The following is a 23,087-nucleotide window of genomic DNA, read 5'->3' on the forward strand; positions in this document are numbered from 1 at the left end:
GGCAGAATCGCGCGCTGCGATTCCACCGTCCAATGAAACTCCTGAATCGATCAGCCGTCGTCGATTCAGGGCATTGATGGGACCGCCCCCGTCAGGCCGCCTGCCCCACAGACGCAGCCTGGGCAAAAGCCGCGAGTAGTTCCGACTTGCGCTTTTCGTAACGCTCCACGGCCGCCAGCTTGACATGGCCATAGCCGCGCACGGTCTCGGCCAGGCCGGCAAGTTCGGTAGCCGCCGTCAGGTTCGAAGCCGACAGCCGGACGCCGAGTTCCTCGACGAGCGTGAAGTAGTCGGCGACCAGCTTGCGTTCCAACTTGCGCTCGGCTGTTCGGCCGAACGGATCGAAGCGGGTGCCGCGCAGGCCCTTGAGGCGGGCCAGCATGGCAAAGGCCGGCTCGATCCAGCGGCTGCCGATAGCGATCTTGGCGGGGTGGCCAGTGCGTGGGTCGGTGCGGGTCAGCATCGGCGGCGCCAGATTGTACTGGAGTTTGAAGTCGCCTTCGAACTGCTCGGCGAGCTTTTGCCGGAAGACCGGATCGCGATGCAGCCGCGCCACCTCGTACTCGTCCTTGTAGGCCATCAGCCTGAAAGCAGCCCTGGCAACAGCCGTAGAGAACGCTTCCTGCCCCGGAGCCACCCTCGCCTCGGCCTCCCGTGCTTTGTCGACAAGTGCACGATAGCGCTCGGCATATTGGGCGTTCTGGTATCCGGTAAGGAATGCCACGCGTCGCGTGACGATTTCATCAAGCAACCTAGCCTCGGGGGTCGAAACGGGTGCCGTCCCAGCCTGCCGGCTGACGAAGTCCATGTCTTCGGCCGAGCGCCGGCCCCAGGCAAAGGCGGCGCGGTTCATGGCCACGCCGGCGCCGTTGAGGTCGATGGCCTTTTCGATCGCCTCACGGCCGATCGGCACAAGGCCCTTCTGCCAGGCATGGCCGAGCAGGAACATGTTGGCGGCAATCGCGTCGCCAAACAGAGCGGTTGCGAGCTTCATGGCAGGCAGCGTGGCAAGTGCCCCCTCGCCGCCGGCGTTGCGCAGCCGGCGCAGCGTGGCGCCCTCGCGGAAGTCGATGGTGGTGTCCTTGACGAAGGAAGCGGTCGGGGCGAAGTGGTCATCGACCACGGCCTTGGTGCGGCCCTTGCCGAAGGTGGCGATGGCGTTCTGCGAGGCAGCGACCACGAGATCGAAGCCGAGGACAAGATCGGCCTCGCCGGGGCCAATGCGGGCGGCGTTGAGCATCTCCGCCTGTCGCGCCAGGCGGATGTGCGATACGACGGCACCGTTTTTCTGTGCCAAGCCCGTCTGGTCGAGCGTGACCAGCGACAGGCCGTCGAGATGGGCGGCCTGGGACAGGATCGCACTGACGGTGATGACACCGGTGCCGCCGATGCCGGTAAGCAGCACGCTGTAGGGCTCGTTGCCCAACCTGGGCAGGCTGGGTTCTGCCAGGTCGGCGTCGACACCGCCCGCGGCCTTGGCGCGCGGCTTACGCAGGCGCCCGCCTTCGATGGTGACGAAGCTCGGGCAAAAGCCCTTGGTGCAGCTGAGGTCGGTGTTGCAGCTCGACTGGTTGATAGCGCGCTTGCGGCCGAACTCGGTTTCGCGCGGCTCAATGGAGATGCAATTGGAGACCGCCGAGCAATCGCCGCAGCCTTCGCAGACCAGTTCGTTGATGAAGGCGCGCTTGGGCGAGACGGGATAGGTGCCGCGCTTGCGGCGGCGGCGCTTCTCGGCAGCGCAGACCTGATCATAGACCAGCACCGTGACGCCTTCGACTTCGCGCAGCTCGCGCTGCACTTCGTCGAGTTCGTCGCGATGACGCACATTGACCGAGCGCGGCAACAGGCCGGCCAGAAGCTCAGGCCGCTCGGAAACGACGACGACCTGCCTGGCGCCCTCGGCGAGCACCTGGCCGACGATCGACGGCACCGACAATTCGCCGTCATGGCGCTGGCCGCCGGTCATGGCGACGGCGTCATTGTAGAGGATCTTGTAGGTGGCGTTGACCTTGGCGGCGATACCGGCGCGAATGGCCAGCAGGCCGGAATGAAAATAGGTGCCGTCGCCCATGTTGACGAAGATGTGCTTCTCGTCGGTGAAAGGCGACAGGCCGATCCACGACCCGCCTTCGCCACCCATCTGGGTGAAAGTCGAGGTGTCGCGCTCCATGCCGATCACCATCATGTGGCAGCCGATGCCTGTGGAGGCGCGACTGCCCTTGGGCAAAACCGTCGAGGTCGAATGCGGACAGCCAGAGCAGAAATAGGGTTCGCGGTTGAGCAGGCCCGGCTCGGCAGGGGAGGGGGCTCCAACAGTTGACAGCTGTACGGCACGCGCCACGAGGCCAGCGTCGGTTGTACCCAGCCATTGCAGGATGGCACGCGCCACCGACAGCGCGCCGATCTCGCCGATAGAGGGCAGGAGAGGGGAGCCGTCCGGCCCGGTTTTGCCGAACACCTGTGGCCGGCGGTCGCCGGGCAGGTTGAACAGCTGCGACTTGATCTGCTCTTCGATGACCGGGCGCTTCTCCTCGACGACGAGGATCTGCTCCAGCCCGTTGGCGAACTCGCGCAGGCCTTCCGGCTCCAGCGGCCAGACCATGCCGACCTTGTAGAGGCGGATGCCGAGCTCGGCCGCGCGCGCCTCGTCGATGCCAAGCAATGACAGCGCGCCCTTGAGGTCGAGCCAGGACTTGCCAGTCGACACGATGCCGAGCCGGGCGGCAGGGGAGGGCCAGACCTGGCGGTCGAGGCGATTGGCACGGGCAAAAGCGAGCACCGCAGCGAGCTTGGTCTCGAGCCGCCGCTCCATCGCCTGCTGGCCGTCGGGCCAGCGCATCGACAGGCCGTCGGCGGGGAGGGGAAGGTCGGGCGTGACGATCTCAAGGCGCGTCGGATCGAGGTCGACGGTCGCTGAGCATTCGACGATCTCGGTTTGGCATTTGAAGCCAACCCAGGCGCCGGAATAGCGGCTCATCGCCCAGCCGAGCAGGCCGTAGTCGATGTACTCACCTACGCCGGCCGGCGACAGCAACGGCACCATGGCCGAAATCAGATTGTGCTCGCTCTGGTGGGGCAGGGTGGAGGACACAGCGCCATGGTCGTCGCCGACGAGCAGCAGCACGCCGCCATGCTTGCTGGTGCCGACGGCATTGGCGTGGCGGATGACATCCATGGTGCGGTCGACGCCCGGGCCCTTGCCGTACCACATCGAAAACACGCCATCGTAGCGCGCGCCGGGGAACATGCCGGTCTGCTGCGTGCCCCACACGGCGGTCGCCGCCATGTCCTCGTTGAGGCCGGGCTGAAAAACGATGTGGCTGGCCTTGAGATATTTCTTGGCGCTGCCCATCTCGCGATCGAAGCCGGCTAAGGGAGAGCCGCGATAGCCGGAGACGTAACCGGCGGTGTTGAGCCCGGCGGCGAGATCGCGCTGGCGCTGGACCATTGGCAGGCGGACCAGCGCCTGCGTGCCCGAAACCAGGATGCGGCCGCGTTCGAGCGTGTAGCGTTCGTCGAGCGCCGAGGGCATGTCGACCGGGCGGGCGCCATTTTCAGGAGAAGTCACAGCTGTCATTGCGGCACTCAGACGTTGGGCAGGGCAGGGGGCATGTCGAAGATGCGGCCCGGATTGAGGATGTTGTTGGGGTCGAACGCGACCTTCAGGCGACGCATCGCCGCCAATTCGGAAGGCGTGCGCGCCAGATGCAGATAGGCCTTCTTGTCGAGGCCGATGCCGTGCTCGGCCGAGATCGAGCCGCCGCATTTCGCGACGCACTCGAACACTACGCTGGCGACATCGTCAGGCCTGTCAGTGCGCACGACGTAATGCAGGTTACCGTCGCCGAGATGGCCGAAGACATAATCCTGCGCCGCTGGGTCGGCGCGACCCTGGGCCGCGCGCGCCATGTCGAGGAAGGTGCCTATCTCAGGCAGCGGCAGGCTGACATCGAGGCTAAGCATCGCCTCTTCGGCGAAGAGGAAGCGGTTGACGTCGTCGCGCAGCGTCCACAGCGCATGGAACTCACGCTCGGACTGCGAGACCACGACGTCCTCAACCAGCCCGTCCTCGATTGCCTGCGACAGTGTTTCTATGAAGGCCTCCTCATCGGCCCCAGGTGTCATGCCCTGGATATCGGCCAGCACGTAGACCGGCGACGACAAGGCGACAGGCGCGGTGAACCCGAGCGCTGCGACCATGTCGCCCATCAGCGGCGCGAGGATGACCTCGAAGCCGGACAGCAGGTTGCCGAGGCGAGCGCGCAAGAACTTGAGCAGGCCAAAGGCCGCGTCGAGCGAGGGCAAGGAGCAGAAGGCCGCGGACTGGGTCACCGGCCTTGGGTGAAGCCTGAGGCAGGCGCGGGTGACCACGCCGAGCGTGCCTTCGCTGCCGATGAAAAGCTGGCTGAGGTCGTAGCCGGAATTGTCCTTGGCGAGCCCCTTGAGCGACGACAGCACGCTGCCATCAGCGAGCACGGCCTCCAGGCCCAGCACCTGGGCGCGGAAGCTGCCATAACGCAGCACGCGGATACCGCCGGCATTGGTGGCGATGTTGCCGCCGATGGTGGCGGTGCCGCGCGCGCCAATGTCGACGCCGAAGACGAGACCCGCAGCGTCCGCCTTCTCCTGCACGAGCTGCAAAGGCACGCCGGCGTCGGCGACGATGGTTCCCGCCGTCGGCTCGACCTCCTGCAAGGTGGTCATGCGCTCGAGCGACAGTCCCGCCTCGCCTGCCAGCACCCTCGCCCCGCCCGACAGTCCGGTGCGGCCGCCCTGGACGACCAGTGGCAGCCGCGCGTCGTTGCAGACCTTCAGGATTTCGGCGACCTCACTGGTGCTGCGTGGCCGCAGCACCAGCTCCGGCCGGGCACCCGGTTCGCCTGAGAGATCGTCGCTGTAGCGTGGATCGATTGCGTCGCCCGCCAGGATCGCGGCCTTGTCGAGCCGCGCCTGGAGGATGGAGAGAACCTGATCGCTCTTGGGTGTCATGGCGCCTGGATGGCCCGGAGGAAGCCATGTCCGGGCGCTGTCTCGGCCAAGCTTATTTCGCTTGCAATATTTGTCAAACCTATATTGTTTATCTCATATCGAAACGGAGGCGGCCGACCAGGCAGCACCGACGGAGGGCGAATGCCGATCGAATATCAGGACGTGGTGCGCACCGGCGTTGCCCGGCAGGTCGCCGACAAGATTCGCGCGGCCATTCTCGACGGTCGCCTGCAGATCGACGAGCGCCTGCCGACCGAAGAAGATCTCGCCAAGAGTTTCGGCATATCGCGCCCGACGGTGCGCGAGGCACTGAAGCGGCTTGCCGCGCAGAATCTTATCCGCTCGCAGCGCGGGCCGACCGGCGGCACCTTCGTCAGCCGCCCCGATCCGGAGGGCCTGTCATCGGCGATCACAGGGGCCGCGACGTTGCTTGTCGGCGTCGGTGCCTTCGACATCGACGAGATCATCAGCGCGCGGCTGGAAACAGAAGCAATCTGCTGTCGGCTTGCCTGCGAGCGGCGCAGTGACGCCGACCTTGCCGCGATGCGCGCGGAAATCGCGCTGCAGCGTTCCAAGCTGCTCAGCGACGAGGATTTTTGCGCTTCCGACGTGCGCTTCCATCGTGCCGTGGTGCAGGCGGCAGGCAACGGCCCGCTCAGCCTGATGATGTACACGGTGGTCGAGGCGTTCATGCCAATCACCAACATGATCGTCTCGCATGTGCGCGAACGCAGCACCGTTGCCGATTTCCACGAGAGATTGGCCGGCGCCATCGAGGCGAGAAACGCGACAGACGCCACCGCCGTGCTGGCGGAGCTGCTGGCCTATGTTCGCGACAGTTACGCGCTCAGCCTGACGCGGCGCGCCGAACGCGAGGCCAAGCGCGGCTGAGCCGGAGATTACCCCATGACTTCCTGGAGACTTTCATGAGCGAGACTTTTACGGCGTTGATGCTGGAAGATGTCGACGGCAAGCCGCGCGCCGGCTTCCGCGAGATTACCAAAGCCGACCTGCCAGACAACGACGTGCTGGTCGAGGTCGCCTATTCGAGCCTCAATTACAAGGATGGCCTCGCCATATCGGGCAAGGGCCGCATCGCGCGCCGCCTGCCGATGGTCGCGGGCATCGACATCGCTGGCACCGTCGTTGAGTCGCGCTCGCCGGCATGGAAGGTAGGCGACAAGGTCGTGGCCAATGGCTGGGGCATGTCCGAGACGGAGTGGGGCGCCTACACGCGCTTCCAGCGGCTGAAGCCGGAATGGCTGATCCGCCTGCCTGATGCCTTTACCATGGAACAGGCGATGGCGATCGGCACGGCTGGCTACACCGCAGCGCTGTGCGTCGATGCGCTTGAAGACTGGGGCAAGATACAGCCCGGCAAGGGCGAAGTGCTGGTGACGGGTGCCGCCGGCGGCGTCGGCTCGACTGCCGTCAGCCTGCTGTCCTCCAAGGGCTATGCCGTCGTCGCCTCGACCGGCCGCGCCGAGACGCACGACTATCTCCGCTCGCTGGGCGCGACTGCCTTCCTCGACCGCGCCGAGCTCGCAGGCGAGGTCAGGCCGCTGCAGAAGGAGCGCTGGAGCGGTGCGGTCGATAGCGTCGGCTCGACGACGCTTGCCAATGCGCTGGCGCAGACTGTTTATGGCGGTGCAGTCGCTGCCTGCGGACTGGCCGGCGGCCACGACCTGCCGGGCACCGTGATGCCGCACATCCTGCGCAGCGTGACGCTGATCGGCGTCGATTCCGTTTTCGCGCCGCTTGCGAAGCGGGAGCGGGCCTGGCGCACGCTCGCCGACCATCTAGACCGCACCAAGCTTGCGGCGATGACCGAGACCCACAAGATGAGCGAACTGCCCGACCTCGCCAAGCGCATCGTCGCCGGCCAGGTTCGCGGCCGCGTCGTCATCGAAATCGCCTGAGGGGAGGGGAGACCATGAGCACTGACGTCGTCATCTGGGAAAAGGACGCCGAGGACGCGTTCGTCACCCTAACGCTCAACCGCCCCGACAAGATGAACGCCATGAACCAGGAGCTCGGTGACGCGCTCGAGGCGGCGATCGTGCGGGCGGTCAAGGATCCCGAGATCCGCGCCGTCGTCATCACCGGCGCCGGGCGTGCTTTCACCGCCGGCTTCGACCTCGGCGGCGAGGACTTCGAGATGGACGCGGAAGCCTGGCGCGAGGACATCGGCGCCAACATGCGCCGCATGAAGCTCATCCGTGAGGCGCCGATCCCAATCATTGCCGCCGTCAACGGCTATTGCCTGGCCGGCGGGCTGGAACTGATGATGTGCTGCGACATGACGATCGCCGCCGAGGACGCGATGCTGGGCGAGCCGGAAGTGCGCCATGTCTCGGCGCCGCCCACGCTGATGCTGCCGTGGACAGTGCCGATGATCCACGCCCGCCACCTGATGTACACCGGCGACCTGATCGATGGCCGCGAGGCGGCGCGCATCCATCTCGTCAACAAGGCGGTTCCGCGCGATCAGCTTAAGGCGGAAGCCGAGAAGCTGGCACGCAAATGCGCCCGCATGCCGGGTGCTGCGATCAAGTTCGCCAAGGCAGCGCTCAACCACCAGCAGCAGACGGCAGGTCTCGACAGCTCCTGGACCTACAATCGCGAGACGACTGCGATCCTGCATGCCTCGGAAGAGGGACGCTACTGGATGCGGCTGCTCAAGGACCATTCGCTGAAGGAATTTCTCGACATCCGCGAGAAGCCGTTCCGCGACCTGGACTAGGTGGCGCACTCGTAAACTGGCGCAAGGCGGGCGTCGAAAACTTCTTTTGCAAACTCAAGCACTTCCTGGCCGTCGCCACCCGCTTCGAAAAGCACAGCGCAAACCACCATGCTCTCGCCAAACTGGCTCAACCAAATCGGGATGCGCGTTACCAGTCGGCGAGCTAGAAAGGCCCGGCGAACGCTCGGAGGAGGCAGGCAGGAGCCCGACCATGATCAAGATGAGTGTCTACTACAGGACCGATGGCGGTTCGAAGTTCGATCACGACTACTACCGCACCCGCCATATGCCACTGATCCAGGAACGGCTCGGCGATGCCTGCCTGCGCTACGAGGTCGATAAGGGCCTAGCGGGTCGCGAAGCTGGAAGCGCGCCGGAGTTCGTCGCGGCCTGCCACGTCTACTCGCCTGACCTGGCGACATTCCAGGAGGCGTTGGCTCCCCACCGCGCCGAGATCGCAGCTGATGTCGCCAACTATACGGACATCGCCCCCATCGTGCAGATCAGCGAAGTCGTTGAAGGGTAGGGCTTCGGCATAGGCGTAACGTTGAACGTTCCGGATCGGCGTCGTGCTGGCCCATCTGATCCATGGTGACGTAGCCGGTGCCGAACCGGTGGACGATCGGGAACGTGCAGTTACCGTCGAAGCGAAGACTACCTTGCTCTCGTCAAACTCGCTTCAGCCAAATCTGGACGCGCTTATGAGTCGGTGACCTAGGCTCGTGAGGCGTTAGCCGCCCAAAGGTGTCTGACCGCCGCCTGCCTGCAGTGCCTCGAACAGTTCGGCGTGATTGCGCAGATAGCGCGACTGGACGATCTGCCCCTTGTCCGACAGCTCGCCCTTGCCGCGGTCCGCCGGCGCAGTGGCAAGATCGAAGCGGGCAATCGCCGTAGATCCCGATGGATTGGCGGCATTCCAGCCGGCGATGCGCGCACCGATTTCGTTGGGACATGCCTTGCCCGTCGCCGACGGAAACACCAGCGCCACGAGACGGTCGCGGTTCTCTCCCGAAATGACGATGTCGTCGGCGAGCGGGGCGCATTGCGCCAGAAGGCCGGCGCGCAGCGGCCCAGTGCGCACCTTGACCCCGCTCGACAGCTTGAAGTCCTCGGCGAGGCGGCCATCGAAGCCGAACACGGCAACGCCATCGGAGCGCTGGCGCAGCAAGGCAGCATCGCCGGTGCGGTAGAAGCCGTGATCGTCCATCGGCAGCTCGACCTTTCGACCTTCGATCAAATAGCACGGCGCGATGTTGGGACCAGAAACGCGCAGCTCGCTGCGGCCATCGACGTCGACAAGCGCCACGCTGTGGCCGGGCAGGGGATGACCGAGTTCGCCCGGACGCTCCAGCGGCGCCGGCGACAACGTGATCGTCGAGGCAGCCTCCGTCGCGCCATAGCCCGACAGGATCTGGAAATCGCCATGGCTGTCGCGGAACGCAGCTAGACGGCGCCACAGTTCGACATCGATGCCGGCGCCGGCAAAGAAGATGGCGCGCAGTTTCCTGGTCAGCGCGCCAGCGGCGGCGTCATCATTTTCCAGCCTGTCGAGCAGGAGCTTCAGCCCGAGCGGCACGGCGATGTGCATGGTGGGGCCAACCTCGGCCATGAGCCTTGCGGTTGCCTCGATGGTCGAGGGGCCGGGTGCGGCGTCGACATGCATCGCGCCGCCGTTCCAGATCACCTTGAAGAGGTTGTCGAGGCCGCCGAAGACGTGGTGCCATGGCAGCCAGTCGACGAGCACGGGTGGCGTTTCGGCGACGAACGGCCACATCGCGGCGATGGCGGCCTGGTTGGACGAGATCATGCCACGCGTGATCGGCACGCCCTTCGGCGCACCCGTGCTGCCGGAGGTGAAGAAGATCGCGGCCCAATCGTCGGGTGAGGCGGGTTCGTCCGCTCCCGGCGCGGTTACGTCAGTGCTGTCGCGCGCGAGATCATCGAGCGAAACGGCATTCATGCCCTGGATGGCCGGATGGCCTGAAGGCGCCACGATCAGCCGGGGTTTGGCGTTTTCGAGAAACGACCTTGTTGCTTCGTTTTCGACGCCGTCGCGGAAAGGGAAGTGGGGCAACGCCGCATGGACGAAGCCGCCGCAGAGGCAGGCGAGCTTAAGCACCAGCGCGTCGATGCCGGCCGGAGCCAATGTCGCCACGCAATCGCCCTTACGCAGGCCATAGCGGCTCGCCAGCAGCACTCGCATGGCACGCGCTCGGACAAGTGCCTCGTCATAGCTGATCGACCGCCTGGTGTCTTCCCGTGGCTCTGATAGCAGTACCTTGTCGGGCTGGTCCTTCGCCCATTTGGCGAGACGCTCCAGAATATCGGGCAGTTCGCCGGGCAGGGGGATCGAGCTACGGTAGACGCGGCGCCCGTCGGCAAGCTGCTCTTCGACCAGCTTCTGCCCCGGCGCCACGAGCTGGCCCATCAGGCTTCCTGCCGCTGGGCGCCATCACCCTGGCGCGCCGACAGCGCCTTTTCGTAGACGCTGGACTGGTAGGCGATGAGTTCCTCGAAGGCCGCCGTGGCAGCCGAGGCGTCGCGGGCGCGCAGCGCCTCGAGGATATCGGCGTGTAGCGACACGACACGGCCGCGTTCGCGGAAGCGGAACGAGATCATGTTGGTTGCCGGGATCAGCGAGTCGTTGACGACAAGCATGATGAAGCGCAACTCGTTGTTGCCGGTGGCCTGCGCGATGGCGTGGTGGAAGGCGACGTCAAGCCGGCAAAATTCCTCGTCGGAAATGTCGTCGCGCTCGAAAGCCTCAAGCGTCGCCTCGATCGTTTCAAGATCGTCAGTTGTGGCGCGCTCGGCCGCGAGCTGGACGCAGGTGCGTCCGAGCAACAGCCGCGCCTCGACGATCTCGCTGAGCCCGAACACACCGAGCCCGACGAACCAGGTCGTCATCTCCTGCAGCATCTGGCTGGCCGCGGTCAGCGACGGCGCATTGACGAAGACACCGCCATTGGGGCCGCGCTTCGAACGCACCAGCTTCTTCGCCGCGAGAATCTTGAGCGCCTCGCGTACCGTCGGCTGCGAGACGCCGAAGCGCTGCGCGATCTCGGCTTCGGACGGCAGCCGCGCCTCGACGCTGAGCGTGCCCTGCACGATCTCCTGCTGCAGCGACGTCGCGATCTGATGTGCCAGGCTCTTGGTCGCCTGGACTGCCTGCTTGGCGTCCTCCATGCCCGTATGCTCTCCCTCGTTGGCCGCTTTTTATTATTTCAATATAACAATATCTAAATTGTTGACCGCCTGGCCGGAAAATGCAAGCCTTCGATCCAACAGGGCTGCGCTTTCGACCCGCGACGCAAGCCACAATAAGAACTTCAGTGGGAACATGGGAGATAATTTCCGATGAAGCTGACAAGGCGTGAATTCGCCGTCGGTATGACGACGGCTATTGCCTCGATGACCCTGCCACGGCTCGCCACGGCGCAATCGCCGCTGGTCGTTCCGACCTATGGCGGTCTGTGGGCCAAGTTCTGGGAAGAGAAGCTCTTGCCCGGGCTGACCACCGCCACCGGCATCCAGCCGCAGCTCGACGTCGGGCTCGGCAAGGATTTCGTCGCCAAGATCCGCGCCGGCGGAGGTCGCTCGCCCTACAGCATCTTCATGGGCAACGAAAACATCGCCGCCGTGCTGCGCGCCGAAGGCTTCTTCGAGCCCTTCGACCTCACCAAGGTGCCGAATGCGGCGAAGACCTTCCCGCAATTCGTCAACAAGGACGCCAAGGGCATCCGCGCCATCGTCTCGCCGATCGGGCTGGCCTATCGCACCGACCTGGTAAAGACAGCACCCACCTCCTGGCACGACCTCTGGGATAACCCGGAGTTCAAGGGCAAGACCGGCCTCTACCAGATCGGCAACACCGGTGCCGTCCTGTTCCTGCGGCTTGTCGCCGAGCTGTTTGGCAGCGGGCCGGACGATTTCGACACCGCATTCGCCAAGATCAAGGAGCTGCTGCCCTTCACGCAGGCTTCATGGAGTGGCGAGGTGGCAACGGCACTGATCCGCGGCGATGCCATCATCGCGCCTGTCGACTGGACCGAGATCATGACGCTGCAGGACAAGGGTGCGCCGGTTGCCATCGTCGCCCCCAAGGAAGGGGTGCTCGCCTTCGAGCAGTCGTTCAACCTGGTCGCCACCGGTGCAGAGAAGGACGCCGCGCACGCCTATCTGAACTACATCCTCGACGCCAAGGTCCAGCAGGACATGGCCAAGGCCTTCTACACCTCGCCGAGCAACAGCGAGTCCTCAGTCGACGACGCGATGAAGGCACGCACCCCGATCGTCGGCCCGCGCATGACCGAGATCAAGAGCTATGACTGGGACAGCTACGTCGACAAGGCGGCAGACATTGCCGACCGCTGGAACCGGGAGATGGCGTAAAGCCACCCCGCGATCGCATCGACGTGAAGGCCGGGAGGGTTGCCCCCACCTCCCGGCCGTGAACCCCGCGAGGACACCGGATGACCGCACTGACCATCGACCGTATCAACAAGCGGTATGGCAACCTGCACATCCTGAAGGATATTTCGATCCCGATAGCCCAGGGTGAGTTCGTCTCGCTGCTTGGCCCCAGCGGCTGCGGCAAGACAACGACCTTGCGCTGTATCGCCGGCTTCGAACGGCCCGACGACGGACGCATCCTGTTCGGCAATCGCGACGTGACACGCGCTTTGCCGGAACAGCGCGACATCGGCATGGTGTTCCAGTCCTACGCGCTTTTTCCACACATGACTGTGGCCGAGAATCTGAGCTTCGGCCTCGAGGTCCGCAAGGTTTCCGTGCCCGATCGCCAGCGGCGCATCGCCGACGTGCTCGCCATGGTACGGCTCGAAGGTTACGACAAGCGCTACCCGCGCGAGCTTTCCGGCGGCCAGCAGCAGCGCGTGGCTCTGGCCCGCGCACTGGTCATCGAACCGTCCGTGCTTTTGCTCGACGAGCCGCTGGCCAATCTCGACGCCACCTTGCGCGACGAGATGCGCTTCTTCATCCGCGACTTGCAGCAGCGCGTCGGCATCACCAGCATCTATGTCACCCACGACCAGGCCGAGGCGATGGTGATGTCGGACAAGATCGTGGTGATGAGCGCCGGCGCGATCTCGCAATTCGGCTCGCCGCGCGAGATCTATGAGCGGCCTGCCTCGCAATCGGTCGCCGGCTTCATCGGACGTTCCAACACCATCTCCGGCAAGATCGCCGAAGCACTCGGCCCGGACAGCTACAAGGTCGACACGCCTTGCGGCAGTATCGGCACGACCGGCCCGGCTGGGCTCGCCAAGGGGGCCGAGGTCAAGATCATGATCCGGCCGGAGAATATCGATACGCGGAGAGAGGGAGCAGGCCGCCCGACATCGGAAGGGAAGGCAGGCGCCGACGAAAACGTGCTTGCCGGCTCGGTGGTCAACTCGGTCTATCAGGGCAGCGCCAACCAGCTGGCCGTCAAGCTTGCCAGCGGCGATCGGGTGATCGTCGACGTCAGTGGCCGCAACCCGCTCGACATAGGCGAACAGGTCGCCTTGCGCTTTGCCGCGCGCGACAGCTGGGTCCTGGCATCATGAGTGCAACCGAAGCGGCTCCACGCCTGGAGAGCCGGGGCAACAGCCGCAGCGCCACCTGGATGGTGGTGCCGGCGCTGGTGCTGCTGATCGGCTTCTTCGCGCTGCCTTACCTGACGATCATCACCATGAGCCTGCGCGAGGCATCGACCCGCGCCGTCTATGGCGATGGCTTCACGTTGGCGCACTACACGACGGCACTCGGCGATTTCTACATATGGGGCATCCTCGGCCGTACCTTGCTGATCGGTGCCACCGTAACCGTCATCTCGCTGTTGCTCGGCTATCCCGTCGCCTACCATCTGGCGAAGTCACGTTCGCGCTGGACCAGCCTGCTCTACATCTTCGTGCTGTCGCCGCTGCTGGTCGGCCTGGTCGTCAGGACCTTTGCCTGGATGATCATCCTGTCCAACAACGGCGTCGCCAACCAGGCGCTCAAGGCGGCCGGCCTGATCGACTTCCCGCTGCAGCTGATGAACAATTCGCTCGGCGTCACCATCGCGCTGACGCACGTGTTCCTGCCCTTCATCATCCTGCCTCTGCTGGGCAATCTGCAGGCGATCAGTCCCGACCTGGCCATGGCCTCGCGCTCGCTCGGCGCCTCGCGCATGCGCACCTTCTGGAAGGTGACGTTGCCGCTCAGCATGCCCGGCATCCAGGCCGGCACCATCCTGGTTTTCGTGCTGTCGATCAGCGCCTATGTCACGCCCGCCATGCTTGGCGGCACCGGCGGCCGCACCATGTCGGTGCTGGTGGTGCAATACCTCGTCGACAACTTCCGCTGGCCGGCAGGTGCGGCACTGGCCATCATCATGGCGGCGGTGGCGGTGATCTTCGTCGGGCTCTATCTCAGGCTCACGGCGCGCGCGATGCGGAGGCTGCCATGACAGGTTCGTCGAACGGCGTCGAAAAGACCACCTGGGACCGCCTGTTTACCGCGGTGGTCACGGCGATCTACATCTTCCTGATGTTCCCGATCGTGCTGGTCGTGCTGTTGTCGTTCAACTCGGGCGAGTTCCTGGCGTTCCCGCTCGAGGGCTTTTCGCTGCGCTGGTTCGAGGCGCTGTTTTCCAACAAGCGCTTCCTCGATGCCACGCTCTACTCGATCCAGATCGCCGCGACATCGACGGTCGTCAATGGCGTGATCGGCACGCTGGCGGCGATCTATGTTGCCCGCCACGCCACCGCCTTCCGCGACTACATCCGCCTGATCATGACCGCGCCGCTGCTGGTGCCGGAGATACTCACGGCGATCGCGCTGCTGTTCTATTTCTACGAAATCCGGATCGGTACGGACTATTCGATCGGCATCCAGGTCGGCCACATCGTCGTCACCTTCCCCTATGTCTTCCTCAACGTGTCGTCGGCGCTGTTCAACTTCGACCGATCGCAGGAAGAGGCGGCGCGCAGCCTTGGTGCCGGCGGCTGGATGACCTTCCGGCGCGTGACGCTGCCGGCGATCAAGCCCGGCATCATCACCGGCTGCCTGTTTGCCTTCGTCATCTCCTTCGACATCTTCAACATTTCGCTTTTGCTGAAGTCGCTCGGCAAGAACACGCTGCCGCTCGAACTGTTCGACTACCTGCGGTTCAACTTCGATCCGACCGCAGCGGCCATCGCCTCGCTCAGCATCTTCATGACCTTTGCCGCGATCCTGATCATCGACCGCACGGTCGGGCTGCGTTCGCTCCGGTTCTGATCGTGGGCAGGTGAAGCACGAAGCGATATCGAGGGCCCGTTCTGCCGGCGCGATTTCTGTGACAGGGCAGGGGCTGCTCGCTTGACAATTCAGCGGCCATAAAAATACATTTCAATATCAGAATTTGGTTCTGACGTGACAGCCGACGGCAAGAAGCGCGCTCCATCGAGGGGAGGGCGGTCACGGGGACGAAGCCAGGGGCAGCCGCCGCCGGCCATCTCAGCATCATGAGGAGGAACAAAGTGCATCATTTTTCGCTTCTGCGCGGCGCAACGTTGGCCGCAACGGCTGCAACCGCCCTGGTGACTTTTGCCGGCGCGCTGACTGCCGCCGAACTGCCGAAATCGGCCGAGGTCAAGGACACCGGCAAGCTGATCATTGCCAACACCCTCGAATACGCGCCGTTCGAATTCATCGACGAAAACGGCAAGCAAGTCGGCATCAACATTGAGCTGGCCCAGGAAACCGCCAAGCTGCTCGGCGCCGAGCTTGAAGTCACCCGCATTCCCTTCCCCTCGATGGTGCCGGGCCTCGCCGCCGGCCGCTTCAAGGTCGCGTGGGAAACCTTCGCCGCCACCGACGAACGGCTGAAGCAGGTCGATTTCGTGATGTTCATCAAATCGGGCATCGTTGCGTCCACGACCGCCGACAAGGCCTCGCAGTTCCAGGGCGAAAACAATCTCTGCGGCAAGCGCGTCGGCGTCATCGGCGGCGCGGTGTCTGACTTCATCGCCGACCGGCTGAGCGCCGAGTGCAAGGAAAAGAGTCTGCCCGAGATCGCCAAGAGCATCTTCCCGGAGGGTAAGGACATCATCCAGGCCGCGCTCTCCGATCGTATCGACGCACGCCTCGACGACGCCACCGCATCGGGCTATTTCGAGGTGACCAGCAAGGGGCAGATGGTGGTCGTTCCGGGCCTCTACGACGTCGCACCGCTCGGCATCGCCATCCCCAAGGGCGACAAGGAAACGGCCGACATGCTGGCCGCCGGCGTCAACGAGCTGATCAAGAACGGCACCTACAAGACGATCATGGCCAAGTACGGCATGACCAGCGCGATGATCGACGAAGCCTATATCGTCGACAGCGCCGACAAGATCCGCAAATAATACGAAAGGCCGGCGAAGGACATGGAACCTTCGCCGGCCATCAGCACTGCTGGGAGGGCGGCTGAATGGACCGGGCCGAAACGCAAACGCCGCCGCCGGAGGCACTGACAGTCGTGCCGCTGCGCCACTATGGCCTGTGGGTCGGCACAGCGATCACGCTGGCCATCCTCGGACTGATCCTCAAGGCGCTGGCCACCAATCCCGCCTTCGACTGGCCGACGGTCGGCAAGTACCTGTTCCACCCCTCGATTATGCGCGGCCTCGGCCAGACGCTGGTGCTGACCGTCACCATCATGGTGCTGGCGATCATCATCGGCACCATCGTCGCCATTATGCGGCTGTCGCCGAGCCGTATCCTCAACGCCTTTGCCAGCGCCTATATCTGGTTCTTCCGCGGCGCACCGGCGCTGATCCAGTTGATCTTCTGGTTCAACCTGGCGCTGGTGGTGCGCGAGTTCTCGCTGACGCTGCCCTTTGTCGGCACGCTGTTCACGGTCAAGACCAACGATTTCATGACGCCCTTCGTCGCGGCCGTCATCGCGCTGTCGCTGCACGAAGCCGGCTACATGGCCGAGATCGTGCGCGCCGGCATTAACTCGGTGGCTTCAGGCCAAACCGAGGCTGCCGGCAGTCTTGGCATGAACCACCGGCTGATCCTGCGCCGCATCACGCTGCCCCAGGCAATGCGCTTCATCGTGCCGCCGACCGGCAACGAAACGATCAACCTTCTGAAGACGACATCGCTGGTCACCATCATCGCCGTCAACGATTTGCTCTATGCCGCGCAGAGCATCTATGCGCGCACCTTCGAGACCATCCCGCTGCTGATCGTCGTGGCTTTCTGGTATCTGTTCGTCGTCACCATCCTGTCGATCTGCCAGCACTATATCGAGCAATATTACGGCAGAAGCGACCTGCAGCAGGGCGCGTCCTTCGGCGACACGTTGAAACGCGCCTTCAGGTTCGGACGGGTGGCACAGCCAGCATGACATCGAAAGCAGAAAACCAGGCCCGCTTCGGCGTTCCCGACAATTCAATGGTGTTCGCGCGCGGCGTGCGCAAATCATTCGGCGCAGTCGAAGTGCTGAAAGGCATCGACCTCAACGTGCCGACCGGCTCGGTCGCCTGTGTCATTGGCCCGTCGGGTTCGGGCAAGAGCACCTTCCTGCGCTGCATCAACCATCTCGAAGAGGTCAGCGGCGGCGTGCTCCTGGTCGACGGCGAATTCGTCGGCTACGACCTGCGCCATGGCAAGCTTTACGAGGTCAACAACAAGCTTTTGTGCCAGCGCCGTGCCGACATCGGCATGGTGTTCCAGTCCTTCAACCTGTTCTCGCACATGACTGCGCTTGAGAATTTGATCGAAGCGCCGATCATGGTGAAGGGCATGTCCAAGGCCGAAGCCAAGGACAAAGCCCATGCGCTGCTCGAACGCGTCGGGCTGTCGGCCAAGGCAGACGCCTATCCGCGCCAGCTTTCCGGCGGACAACAGCAGCGCGTCGCGATCGCGCGCGCGCTGGCGATGAACCCCAAGGTGCTGTTGTTCGACGAACCGACCTCCGCACTCGATCCGGAGCTCGTCGGCGAGGTGCTGGTGGTCATGCGCGACCTGGCCGAGAGCGGCATGACCATGGTCGTCGTCACCCACGAGATCGGCTTTGCCCGCGAAGTCGGCGACCAACTGATTTTCATGGACCGCGGCGTCGTCGAAGAGCGCGGCGAACCGCGCGAGATGATCGCCAACCCGCAATCGACGCGAACACGGGAATTCCTGTCTCACGTGCTGTGAAGAGCGCAGGGGCTGGCCAGATGCGTGCCGCTCATACATTGCCGAGCCGATGGCCAGACTGACAAAAAAAGCGGCTCGAAAGCCGCTTTTTTTGTCGCCGTGCACAGCACGGCTAAAAAACTGCCAGGTATTTGAGCAGCGATATGATGCCGATGATAATCACGATTATCTGCGCAATCTGTCGCATCTTTGCGTCGATCGGCAGTCGCTGCACCAGATAAAGTACGAGCACGATTACCAGGAATGTGATCAGAATACTGATGAGCACAGATGAGGCCATGTGGTTCTCCTAGGAAACGTTGAATGGGCGCCCGGTCTGGACGCGCAGTGCCGATCAATACCAACCGCCACGCTGGTCGCTTGAGCCTTTTGCAATGGCAAAGCCGATCATCAATCCGACCAGACCCGCCAGGCCGACCACGACACCGGTTGCGGCCGGATTCTCTCGGGCGGCCTCGGAGACCGACTGGGCCTGTGTACGAAGCTGCTGTGCCGCTCGCGACGCCCGAGTCGACGCCTCTTCGATGGCGTCATTCGCCGTGTAGCGTGCTTCGGAGGCAAGCTCTGCACTCCGTTCGGCAAGGGATTTGTTGATTTTGGCGATCTCCTTGCGCAGCTCGGAGATCTGCTTTTCGACCGACTTTTGGATGCCGTCGATACCAGGGGCTTCGGTCTTGGGGGTGTCAGCCATGATTTTTCCTTCTGCAACCAGATGGCAACGGTGCAGACAGGAATTTGTTCCGTGGTCGGTCGACCGCAACGGGTCGCCCCGACGCCCCTCCAAAAGAGAGCCGCACAACGGCTCTCCCAGCTTCGTCGCGAAAAATCAGGCGGCAGTGACCAGCCGCCGCAGCGAGGCCTGGTAGACGAGCGAGGTCCAGCTGTTGCTCGACGCGAGGTGGCAATAGACCAGCCCGAGCGCACCCGACCTGCGCAGGTCGAGGAAAGCTTCGTCGGAGAGCTTGTTGAAGGCCGGCTCGTCGATGACCTGGAAATCGGTGACGTTGAGCACTTCGCCGCCTTCGAGCGTGACCGTGCTCTGGCGCGGCGCAAACAGGCCGTGGGCGTCGATCTTTTCCACCATCGCGCGGGTGGCATTGAAATCGATCTGGAACTGGTTGCAGAAGGCGAGCGCCTGCTTGCTTGCCTCGCTGGCTTCCGCCGCATTGAAGAACGGCGCGACCTTGCCGGCGCTGGAGGATACCTCGGTGACGCGCTCGCTGGCACGGTCGACGCACAGGGTCAGCCGGCCGGTGCCCGTTCCGGAGTCGTCGGCGAGGATGAAGGGATAGCGGCGGACATAGGCCGGAATGTAATGCGGCTCGAGCCACTTGCCGCTTGCCTCGACGAACAGGTTCTCGTTCTGGCGCAGCCCGGTGATGACGACAGGCGCCTTGGCAGGCCCGATGAAGACGATCGGATAGGAGCGCATCGCCGCCGGCATTTCGGATGCCACCACCGGAATAGCGTGCGCCTGGCGCGCGAAGGAAAAATCGCTGCGTGCCGCCAGGCCAAGCGAACCGTGCCGTGCCGGGTTGAGCGCCTCGGGCCTGGAATAGAACAGTGGCAAGCCGGCGGCCGCGGCACCTTCACCGGCTTTCGTTTCGGTCGTCGGGTCAGTCATCGTTCAAGTCCTTCTGGCGGCTCGGATCTCATGGCGACAGTGCGATCGTCTTGATATGTTCTTCATGAGTTGGCGACGTCGTGAAACTGTACTGGGGCTATGGACAGGACACTGGCAAGCAGCAAGATTGGGTGCATCGCGGATTGTACACGACAGGGCGGACCAGATGATCTCGGCTTCGGACTTTGAACGCTCTGTGGGAAAGACCTTCACCGTCGACGCCGGCGCCAAGCAGGTGCAGCTCGAACTGAACGCGGTGCGTCCGCTGTCCTCGAGCGGACGTCCGGGCGGCGGCTTTTCGCTGCAGTTCAAAGGGCCGCGCGAGGCGGCCCTGCAACAGGCGACGTATCGTTTTGTCGGCAAAGATTTCGCCGATGACATCTTCATCGTGCCGGTGTCGGCCGACGCGACTGATGTCTTCTACGAAGCCGTGTTCAACTGACGTCGTCATGATGGCGACTGGCCCGGCGGGAACGCCGCCATCAGGTCGTAGACGCCCTTGTCTTCGACGACGGTGAAACCCAGCCTGAGATAAAGCCGCCTTGCCGGGTTGTTCTTTTCGACATGGATCGAGGCGCGCTTGCCCGCTGCAAAAGCGTCGTCGAGCGCATCGCCCAGCACGGCCGTGCCATAGCCCCGGCCGCAGGCCTCGGGCACGAAGGCGATGTCGACGATGCGGTGTTCGTCCTGCCAGCGCGCGAGATAGAGTCGACCGATTGACCCGCCCGCGTTATGGATGACGAGCCGCTCGGCACCGAGGTAATGCTCGACGTAGTGATGGTGTTGGGCGGCAAACTGCTGCGCCAGGAACGATTGTTTCTGGTCCATCGACCATCCCGTCGGCTCAAGCTCCTGCCATCGCGTCGATGCATAAAGCGCTGACAGGAACGGCAGGTCTTGATCGCAGGTCGGCTGGAAACGCAGCCTGGCCTCACGCGAGCGACGCCAGGACAACAGACTTCCTTTCGAGACGAGCCCGGCCTCGCTCTTCAACGTTGCCGTCATCAGACCGGCGGCGTCAGGTCGCGCACGACCGAGAAGCGGCGGATGCCACCATCGGCCAGTTGATCCCAGTCGAGATCCCATTCCGTGCTGTCGAGCCCGGTCTGGCGCTTCGCCCACAGGCCGCCGCCGGCCGGGGACCTTGTCGCGTGGCTGAACAGCATCAGCCGGCCATCCGCGTTGTAGTCGAGCTTGAACTCGACATTGCTGTCGGAATTGGAAAAATCGCGCCAACCGGTCCAGTTCTGGGTGCGCGCGCTGTTCTGCGCATTGAACTGATGGACGAAACTGCGGTCGCTGCCGACAAGGACGATGTCGTTGTCGCCCTGGATGCCGCTGGCGAGCGTGTAGATGGGCGTGCGCGAGAAGCCCGGTGTCGCCCATGGCGTCCAGCTGTCCGATCCCGCCGGCTGCTGCCTGGTGTGGACCACCTGGCCATTGCTGGTCAGGCCGAAGAAATTGAGCCCGCCGCCGGGGCCCAGAACCGGCGCCATGGCGACAAACGTGCCTGTCGTCGGCGTGTTCATCATCACCCAGGGCGTCCACTGGCCGACGGCGGTCGTGCGCGCCACCGATTGCTGGCAGCGGTAGAGATTGAGGCCCGAATTGATGCCGAACAGGACGATGCGGCCATCGCCCTGGCGCTTGGCCGATATGGCGACGACGCTGCCGGGTATCTGCTGCCAGTCGCTCCACAGCTTGTCCGGCGGCGCCAGCTCCTGCACGGTGACGGTGATCGGCGTGTCGGTGCCGGGCGGCGTGACGGTGACCTTCTTGTCGACCAGCTTGGGCGGGTTCTCGCGTATCCACCAGATCTGGCCATTGGCGGTGACGACAAAGATCTCGATCAGGCCGTCGGCATCCCGCGCCATCGACATGCTCTGATAGCCCGATGCACCCGGCACAGCGCCGATATTGACCGGCGGGTTCCATTTCTCGATCGGGCCGACCTGATTGGCGTCCTCGGTGATGAAGACGAGTTGCGGCCCGCCGGAGGGCTGCGCCACCACGGCGACCCGGCCATCGCGCGTCAAGCCTGTCGCCATGATGGCGTAGGTGCCCGGCGCGACCGGCGACCATGCCTTGGCCCAGGGGCCATTGGGACCGCTCTGCGCCTTCTGCACGAGTTGGCTGTTGCCATCGATAGCGATGACCATCAACCGTGACAGCTCGAAAAACTTCACGCCCGGCGGCAAGTGGCGCAGGGACGGGGCGCTCGACCTTTTCGCGCGCACTGCCGGAACTTTGCTTGGTTTGGGTGTGGTTGCTGCTTTCGCTGTCGATGCTGACGCCTTGCTCACGGCTGCTTTCTTCGTGGCCAACACGGCAGCGGCTTTCGCCTTCGATGCGGGTGATGTCTTGGCCGCCGCTTTCTTCGCTACCGGCGTCGACGTTGCCTTTGTCGTTGGCGCCTTGGCTGCACCAGGCTTCTTGGCGGTTGCGTTCTTGCCGGCACTGTCACGCGCCGTCGACTTTGGAGCTGCTTTCTTGGCCATGATGTTGGTCCTGCGTGGCTCGGAATTCATTAGCCTCTGGGCGGGAAGACGCCCTGCAGCGCGATGCAGAAATAGCAGGTGAGGTAAGGTTGCAGATTATTGTGCGGCGCGTCGCCACCGGCAGGCGCGAGAGCATTGGCATTCATGCTTGTCAGATTGGCTGAAAAATTGGACTGGTAAAGCTTGCCGCCAACCGAATTGGCCACGGTGATGTCCGCCGTCAGTGAGCCTTGCGTGCCATCTTCGTTTGTCGCCATCAAAGCATGCGCATGCGTTGGGATCTCGGATTCGAGCAGGGTCACCGTCTCTTCCCCGCCTGTTTCGCCGAGATCGTGCAGCGATAGCCCCGGTCCCTGGCCGGGGTGCATCGGCGTTCGTCCCTGCAGATCGGGCAGGGCGAAATTGGACTTGCCATTGCCGCCATAGGTCGTGCCAAGCAGCGAGAACAGGGCGGTGTTCTGCGACAGCGGCAACAGCTGGCCGTCGCACCACGCCCACCCCCTGGGCGCGAAGTTGAAGGGAAAGATACGGATTTCGGCGACGAAGGGGTCGGCCATTGCTTCCTCTCAGGTCGGCGACGGGAAAATCCCGAAAAGCGAGATGATGAAACTGATGCAGAGATAGGGCTGGAAGTTGGTGTGCGGCTGGCTGCCACCGACCGATCCTACCGACGCTTGCGCCATCGCCACAGTCACTGTCTCCGGAGCGTAGGGCGTGATCACGGTCGAGCTGGCCAGGACGTTACCCTCGGGTGCCGGCTGGGCACCATTGACAGTCGAGCCGAGCAAGGGATGGGAGTGCGCGGGAATCTGGCCGATGGTCAGCGTGATCTCCTCGGCGCCACCGGTCTCTGCCAGGATAAATCCATTACCCTGATGCAGCGGTACCCGGCCCCGCAGGTCAGGCAGGGCGAAAGTGCTTTGACCGTCACCGCCATAGGTGGTGCCGATCAGGTTGAACAACGTCTCATTCTCGGAGATCGGCAACAACTGGCCCTCGCAGAACATCCATCCGGCGGGCGCGAAATTGCCGGCAAACATGCGAACCTCGCCAACATAGGGCTGTGCCATGG

At 64.0% G+C, this 23,087-nt stretch carries 24 protein-coding genes; 13 read left to right on the forward strand and 11 right to left on the reverse strand.

Going from position 1 to position 23,087, the window contains the following annotated elements; genetic code table 11:
* Window positions 1-91: 91 nt before the first annotated feature.
* Both ACSQ3E_RS23065 and ACSQ3E_RS23070 read right to left on the reverse strand, forming a co-directional pair.
* Window positions 92-3,577: an indolepyruvate ferredoxin oxidoreductase family protein gene (locus ACSQ3E_RS23065; RefSeq protein ID WP_436124452.1), complete on the reverse strand. Its 3,486-nt coding sequence runs from the start codon at window positions 3,575-3,577 to the stop codon at window positions 92-94.
* Between the two features lie 8 nt (window positions 3,578-3,585).
* Window positions 3,586-4,989: an FAD-binding oxidoreductase gene (locus ACSQ3E_RS23070; protein WP_436124453.1), complete on the reverse strand. Its 1,404-nt coding sequence runs from the start codon at window positions 4,987-4,989 to the stop codon at window positions 3,586-3,588.
* Between the two features lie 141 nt (window positions 4,990-5,130).
* On the opposite strand from ACSQ3E_RS23070, the gene ACSQ3E_RS23075 reads away from it, so the two are divergent.
* The 4 genes from ACSQ3E_RS23075 (at window position 5,131) to ACSQ3E_RS23090 (ending at window position 8,258) form a co-directional block, all read left to right on the forward strand.
* The gene (locus ACSQ3E_RS23075; protein ID WP_436124454.1) at window positions 5,131-5,880 is read left to right on the forward strand and encodes a FadR/GntR family transcriptional regulator; all 750 of its coding nucleotides are present in this window, start codon (window positions 5,131-5,133) and stop codon (window positions 5,878-5,880) included.
* A 35-nt stretch (window positions 5,881-5,915) separates the two neighbouring features.
* Window positions 5,916-6,908, forward strand: coding sequence for an MDR family oxidoreductase (locus tag ACSQ3E_RS23080; RefSeq protein WP_436124455.1), 993 nt, complete (start codon window positions 5,916-5,918; stop codon window positions 6,906-6,908).
* A gap of 14 nt (window positions 6,909-6,922) precedes the next feature.
* Window positions 6,923-7,732 (forward strand): enoyl-CoA hydratase/isomerase family protein, encoded by an 810-nt coding sequence (locus ACSQ3E_RS23085; protein ID WP_436124456.1) that lies wholly within the window; start codon window positions 6,923-6,925, stop codon window positions 7,730-7,732.
* A 211-nt stretch (window positions 7,733-7,943) separates the two neighbouring features.
* Window positions 7,944-8,258, forward strand: coding sequence for an EthD family reductase (locus ACSQ3E_RS23090; RefSeq protein ID WP_436124457.1), 315 nt, complete (start codon window positions 7,944-7,946; stop codon window positions 8,256-8,258).
* A 204-nt stretch (window positions 8,259-8,462) separates the two neighbouring features.
* Here ACSQ3E_RS23090 and ACSQ3E_RS23095 read toward each other — a convergent pair whose 3' ends face one another.
* Complete coding sequence (locus ACSQ3E_RS23095; RefSeq protein ID WP_436124458.1) at window positions 8,463-10,160, reverse strand: AMP-binding protein; 1,698 nt, start codon at window positions 10,158-10,160, stop codon at window positions 8,463-8,465.
* Window positions 10,160-10,918 (reverse strand): FadR/GntR family transcriptional regulator, encoded by a 759-nt coding sequence (locus ACSQ3E_RS23100; protein ID WP_436124459.1) that lies wholly within the window; start codon window positions 10,916-10,918, stop codon window positions 10,160-10,162. Before ACSQ3E_RS23100 ends, ACSQ3E_RS23095 begins: the two co-directional genes overlap by 1 nt.
* A 171-nt stretch (window positions 10,919-11,089) precedes the next feature.
* On the opposite strand from ACSQ3E_RS23100, the gene ACSQ3E_RS23105 reads away from it, so the two are divergent.
* From ACSQ3E_RS23105 to ACSQ3E_RS23135, 7 genes are all read left to right on the forward strand, one after another.
* Window positions 11,090-12,124: an ABC transporter substrate-binding protein gene (locus ACSQ3E_RS23105; protein ID WP_310324346.1), complete on the forward strand. Its 1,035-nt coding sequence runs from the start codon at window positions 11,090-11,092 to the stop codon at window positions 12,122-12,124.
* An 80-nt stretch (window positions 12,125-12,204) separates the two neighbouring features.
* Entirely contained in the window at window positions 12,205-13,299 is a 1,095-nt protein-coding gene (locus ACSQ3E_RS23110; protein WP_436124460.1) for an ABC transporter ATP-binding protein, read from the forward strand.
* Window positions 13,296-14,183, forward strand: a complete 888-nt coding sequence (locus tag ACSQ3E_RS23115; protein ID WP_436124461.1) for an ABC transporter permease — start codon at window positions 13,296-13,298, stop codon at window positions 14,181-14,183. The genes ACSQ3E_RS23110 and ACSQ3E_RS23115 overlap by 4 nt, the downstream gene beginning before the upstream one ends.
* Entirely contained in the window at window positions 14,180-14,995 is an 816-nt protein-coding gene (locus ACSQ3E_RS23120; protein ID WP_436124462.1) for an ABC transporter permease, read from the forward strand. Before ACSQ3E_RS23115 ends, ACSQ3E_RS23120 begins: the two co-directional genes overlap by 4 nt.
* Window positions 14,996-15,222: 227 nt before the next feature.
* Complete coding sequence (locus ACSQ3E_RS23125; protein WP_436124463.1) at window positions 15,223-16,104, forward strand: ABC transporter substrate-binding protein; 882 nt, start codon at window positions 15,223-15,225, stop codon at window positions 16,102-16,104.
* Window positions 16,105-16,169: 65 nt separating this feature from the next.
* A complete protein-coding gene (locus ACSQ3E_RS23130) occupies window positions 16,170-17,093 on the forward strand; it encodes an amino acid ABC transporter permease (RefSeq protein WP_310324360.1) in 924 nt (307 codons plus the stop codon).
* The gene (locus ACSQ3E_RS23135) at window positions 17,090-17,893 is read left to right on the forward strand and encodes an amino acid ABC transporter ATP-binding protein (protein WP_409014646.1); all 804 of its coding nucleotides are present in this window, start codon (window positions 17,090-17,092) and stop codon (window positions 17,891-17,893) included. Before ACSQ3E_RS23130 ends, ACSQ3E_RS23135 begins: the two co-directional genes overlap by 4 nt.
* Before the next feature lie 112 nt (window positions 17,894-18,005).
* On the opposite strand, the gene ACSQ3E_RS23140 is transcribed toward ACSQ3E_RS23135, so the two are convergent.
* The 3 genes from ACSQ3E_RS23140 to ACSQ3E_RS23150 all read right to left on the reverse strand — a co-directional run bounded on the left by ACSQ3E_RS23140 (window position 18,006) and on the right by ACSQ3E_RS23150 (window position 19,517).
* Window positions 18,006-18,173 carry a Thivi_2564 family membrane protein gene (locus ACSQ3E_RS23140; RefSeq protein WP_310324363.1) on the reverse strand — a complete coding sequence of 56 codons (168 nt, stop codon included), beginning with the start codon at window positions 18,171-18,173 and terminating at the stop codon, window positions 18,006-18,008.
* A 54-nt stretch (window positions 18,174-18,227) separates the two neighbouring features.
* Window positions 18,228-18,653 carry a DUF883 family protein gene (locus ACSQ3E_RS23145; RefSeq protein ID WP_436124464.1) on the reverse strand — a complete coding sequence of 142 codons (426 nt, stop codon included), beginning with the start codon at window positions 18,651-18,653 and terminating at the stop codon, window positions 18,228-18,230.
* 66 nt (window positions 18,654-18,719) lie between these two features.
* The gene (locus tag ACSQ3E_RS23150; protein WP_310324370.1) at window positions 18,720-19,517 is read right to left on the reverse strand and encodes a SapC family protein; all 798 of its coding nucleotides are present in this window, start codon (window positions 19,515-19,517) and stop codon (window positions 18,720-18,722) included.
* A 166-nt stretch (window positions 19,518-19,683) separates the two neighbouring features.
* On the opposite strand from ACSQ3E_RS23150, the gene ACSQ3E_RS23155 reads away from it, so the two are divergent.
* On the forward strand, window positions 19,684-19,959 hold the full coding sequence (locus ACSQ3E_RS23155) for a DUF6916 family protein (protein WP_310324372.1): 276 nt from the start codon (window positions 19,684-19,686) through the stop codon (window positions 19,957-19,959).
* A gap of 5 nt (window positions 19,960-19,964) precedes the next feature.
* Here the strand turns inward: ACSQ3E_RS23155 and ACSQ3E_RS23160 are convergent, their stop codons facing one another.
* Entirely contained in the window at window positions 19,965-20,471 is a 507-nt protein-coding gene (locus ACSQ3E_RS23160) for a GNAT family N-acetyltransferase (RefSeq protein ID WP_310324374.1), read from the reverse strand.
* A 50-nt stretch (window positions 20,472-20,521) separates the two neighbouring features.
* Window positions 20,522-21,676, reverse strand: a complete 1,155-nt coding sequence (locus ACSQ3E_RS23165) for a hypothetical protein (RefSeq protein ID WP_310324375.1) — start codon at window positions 21,674-21,676, stop codon at window positions 20,522-20,524.
* On the opposite strand from ACSQ3E_RS23165, the gene ACSQ3E_RS23170 reads away from it, so the two are divergent.
* A complete protein-coding gene (locus tag ACSQ3E_RS23170) occupies window positions 21,669-22,097 on the forward strand; it encodes a hypothetical protein (RefSeq protein WP_310324377.1) in 429 nt (142 codons plus the stop codon). The genes ACSQ3E_RS23165 and ACSQ3E_RS23170 overlap by 8 nt on opposite strands.
* Here the strand turns inward: ACSQ3E_RS23170 and ACSQ3E_RS23175 are convergent.
* Both ACSQ3E_RS23175 and ACSQ3E_RS23180 read right to left on the reverse strand, forming a co-directional pair.
* On the reverse strand, window positions 22,045-22,572 hold the full coding sequence (locus ACSQ3E_RS23175) for a phage tail protein (RefSeq protein WP_436124465.1): 528 nt from the start codon (window positions 22,570-22,572) through the stop codon (window positions 22,045-22,047). The two genes, ACSQ3E_RS23170 and ACSQ3E_RS23175, sit on opposite strands and share 53 nt — an antisense overlap.
* Window positions 22,573-22,581: 9 nt before the next feature.
* Window positions 22,582-23,085, reverse strand: a complete 504-nt coding sequence (locus ACSQ3E_RS23180; RefSeq protein WP_310324382.1) for a phage tail protein — start codon at window positions 23,083-23,085, stop codon at window positions 22,582-22,584.
* Between the last annotated feature and the right edge of the window lie 2 nt (window positions 23,086-23,087).

It is taken from the genome of Aminobacter sp. LjRoot7, assembly GCF_964252895.1.
Taxonomy (GTDB): domain Bacteria; phylum Pseudomonadota; class Alphaproteobacteria; order Rhizobiales; family Rhizobiaceae; genus Aminobacter; species Aminobacter aminovorans_B.

What these genes read in the sequence shown, in the direction of transcription:
- ACSQ3E_RS23065 (WP_436124452.1), bottom strand. Translation starts at nt 3,577, where the DNA reads ATGACAGCTGTGACTTCTCCTGAAAATGGCGCCCGCCCGGTCGACATG.
- ACSQ3E_RS23070 (WP_436124453.1), bottom strand. Translation starts at nt 4,989, where the DNA reads ATGACACCCAAGAGCGATCAGGTTCTCTCCATCCTCCAGGCGCGGCTC.
- ACSQ3E_RS23075 (WP_436124454.1), top strand. Translation starts at nt 5,131, where the DNA reads ATGCCGATCGAATATCAGGACGTGGTGCGCACCGGCGTTGCCCGGCAG.
- ACSQ3E_RS23080 (WP_436124455.1), top strand. Translation starts at nt 5,916, where the DNA reads ATGAGCGAGACTTTTACGGCGTTGATGCTGGAAGATGTCGACGGCAAG.
- ACSQ3E_RS23085 (WP_436124456.1), top strand. Translation starts at nt 6,923, where the DNA reads ATGAGCACTGACGTCGTCATCTGGGAAAAGGACGCCGAGGACGCGTTC.
- ACSQ3E_RS23090 (WP_436124457.1), top strand. Translation starts at nt 7,944, where the DNA reads ATGATCAAGATGAGTGTCTACTACAGGACCGATGGCGGTTCGAAGTTC.
- ACSQ3E_RS23095 (WP_436124458.1), bottom strand. Translation starts at nt 10,160, where the DNA reads ATGGGCCAGCTCGTGGCGCCGGGGCAGAAGCTGGTCGAAGAGCAGCTT.
- ACSQ3E_RS23100 (WP_436124459.1), bottom strand. Translation starts at nt 10,918, where the DNA reads ATGGAGGACGCCAAGCAGGCAGTCCAGGCGACCAAGAGCCTGGCACAT.
- ACSQ3E_RS23105 (WP_310324346.1), top strand. Translation starts at nt 11,090, where the DNA reads ATGAAGCTGACAAGGCGTGAATTCGCCGTCGGTATGACGACGGCTATT.
- ACSQ3E_RS23110 (WP_436124460.1), top strand. Translation starts at nt 12,205, where the DNA reads ATGACCGCACTGACCATCGACCGTATCAACAAGCGGTATGGCAACCTG.
- ACSQ3E_RS23115 (WP_436124461.1), top strand. Translation starts at nt 13,296, where the DNA reads ATGAGTGCAACCGAAGCGGCTCCACGCCTGGAGAGCCGGGGCAACAGC.
- ACSQ3E_RS23120 (WP_436124462.1), top strand. Translation starts at nt 14,180, where the DNA reads ATGACAGGTTCGTCGAACGGCGTCGAAAAGACCACCTGGGACCGCCTG.
- ACSQ3E_RS23125 (WP_436124463.1), top strand. Translation starts at nt 15,223, where the DNA reads ATGAGGAGGAACAAAGTGCATCATTTTTCGCTTCTGCGCGGCGCAACG.
- ACSQ3E_RS23130 (WP_310324360.1), top strand. Translation starts at nt 16,170, where the DNA reads ATGGACCGGGCCGAAACGCAAACGCCGCCGCCGGAGGCACTGACAGTC.
- ACSQ3E_RS23135 (WP_409014646.1), top strand. Translation starts at nt 17,090, where the DNA reads ATGACATCGAAAGCAGAAAACCAGGCCCGCTTCGGCGTTCCCGACAAT.
- ACSQ3E_RS23140 (WP_310324363.1), bottom strand. Translation starts at nt 18,173, where the DNA reads ATGGCCTCATCTGTGCTCATCAGTATTCTGATCACATTCCTGGTAATC.
- ACSQ3E_RS23150 (WP_310324370.1), bottom strand. Translation starts at nt 19,517, where the DNA reads ATGACTGACCCGACGACCGAAACGAAAGCCGGTGAAGGTGCCGCGGCC.
- ACSQ3E_RS23155 (WP_310324372.1), top strand. Translation starts at nt 19,684, where the DNA reads ATGATCTCGGCTTCGGACTTTGAACGCTCTGTGGGAAAGACCTTCACC.
- ACSQ3E_RS23170 (WP_310324377.1), top strand. Translation starts at nt 21,669, where the DNA reads ATGACCATCAACCGTGACAGCTCGAAAAACTTCACGCCCGGCGGCAAG.
- ACSQ3E_RS23165 (WP_310324375.1), bottom strand. Translation starts at nt 21,676, where the DNA reads ATGGTCATCGCTATCGATGGCAACAGCCAACTCGTGCAGAAGGCGCAG.
- ACSQ3E_RS23175 (WP_436124465.1), bottom strand. Translation starts at nt 22,572, where the DNA reads ATGGCCGACCCCTTCGTCGCCGAAATCCGTATCTTTCCCTTCAACTTC.
- ACSQ3E_RS23180 (WP_310324382.1), bottom strand. Translation starts at nt 23,085, where the DNA reads ATGGCACAGCCCTATGTTGGCGAGGTTCGCATGTTTGCCGGCAATTTC.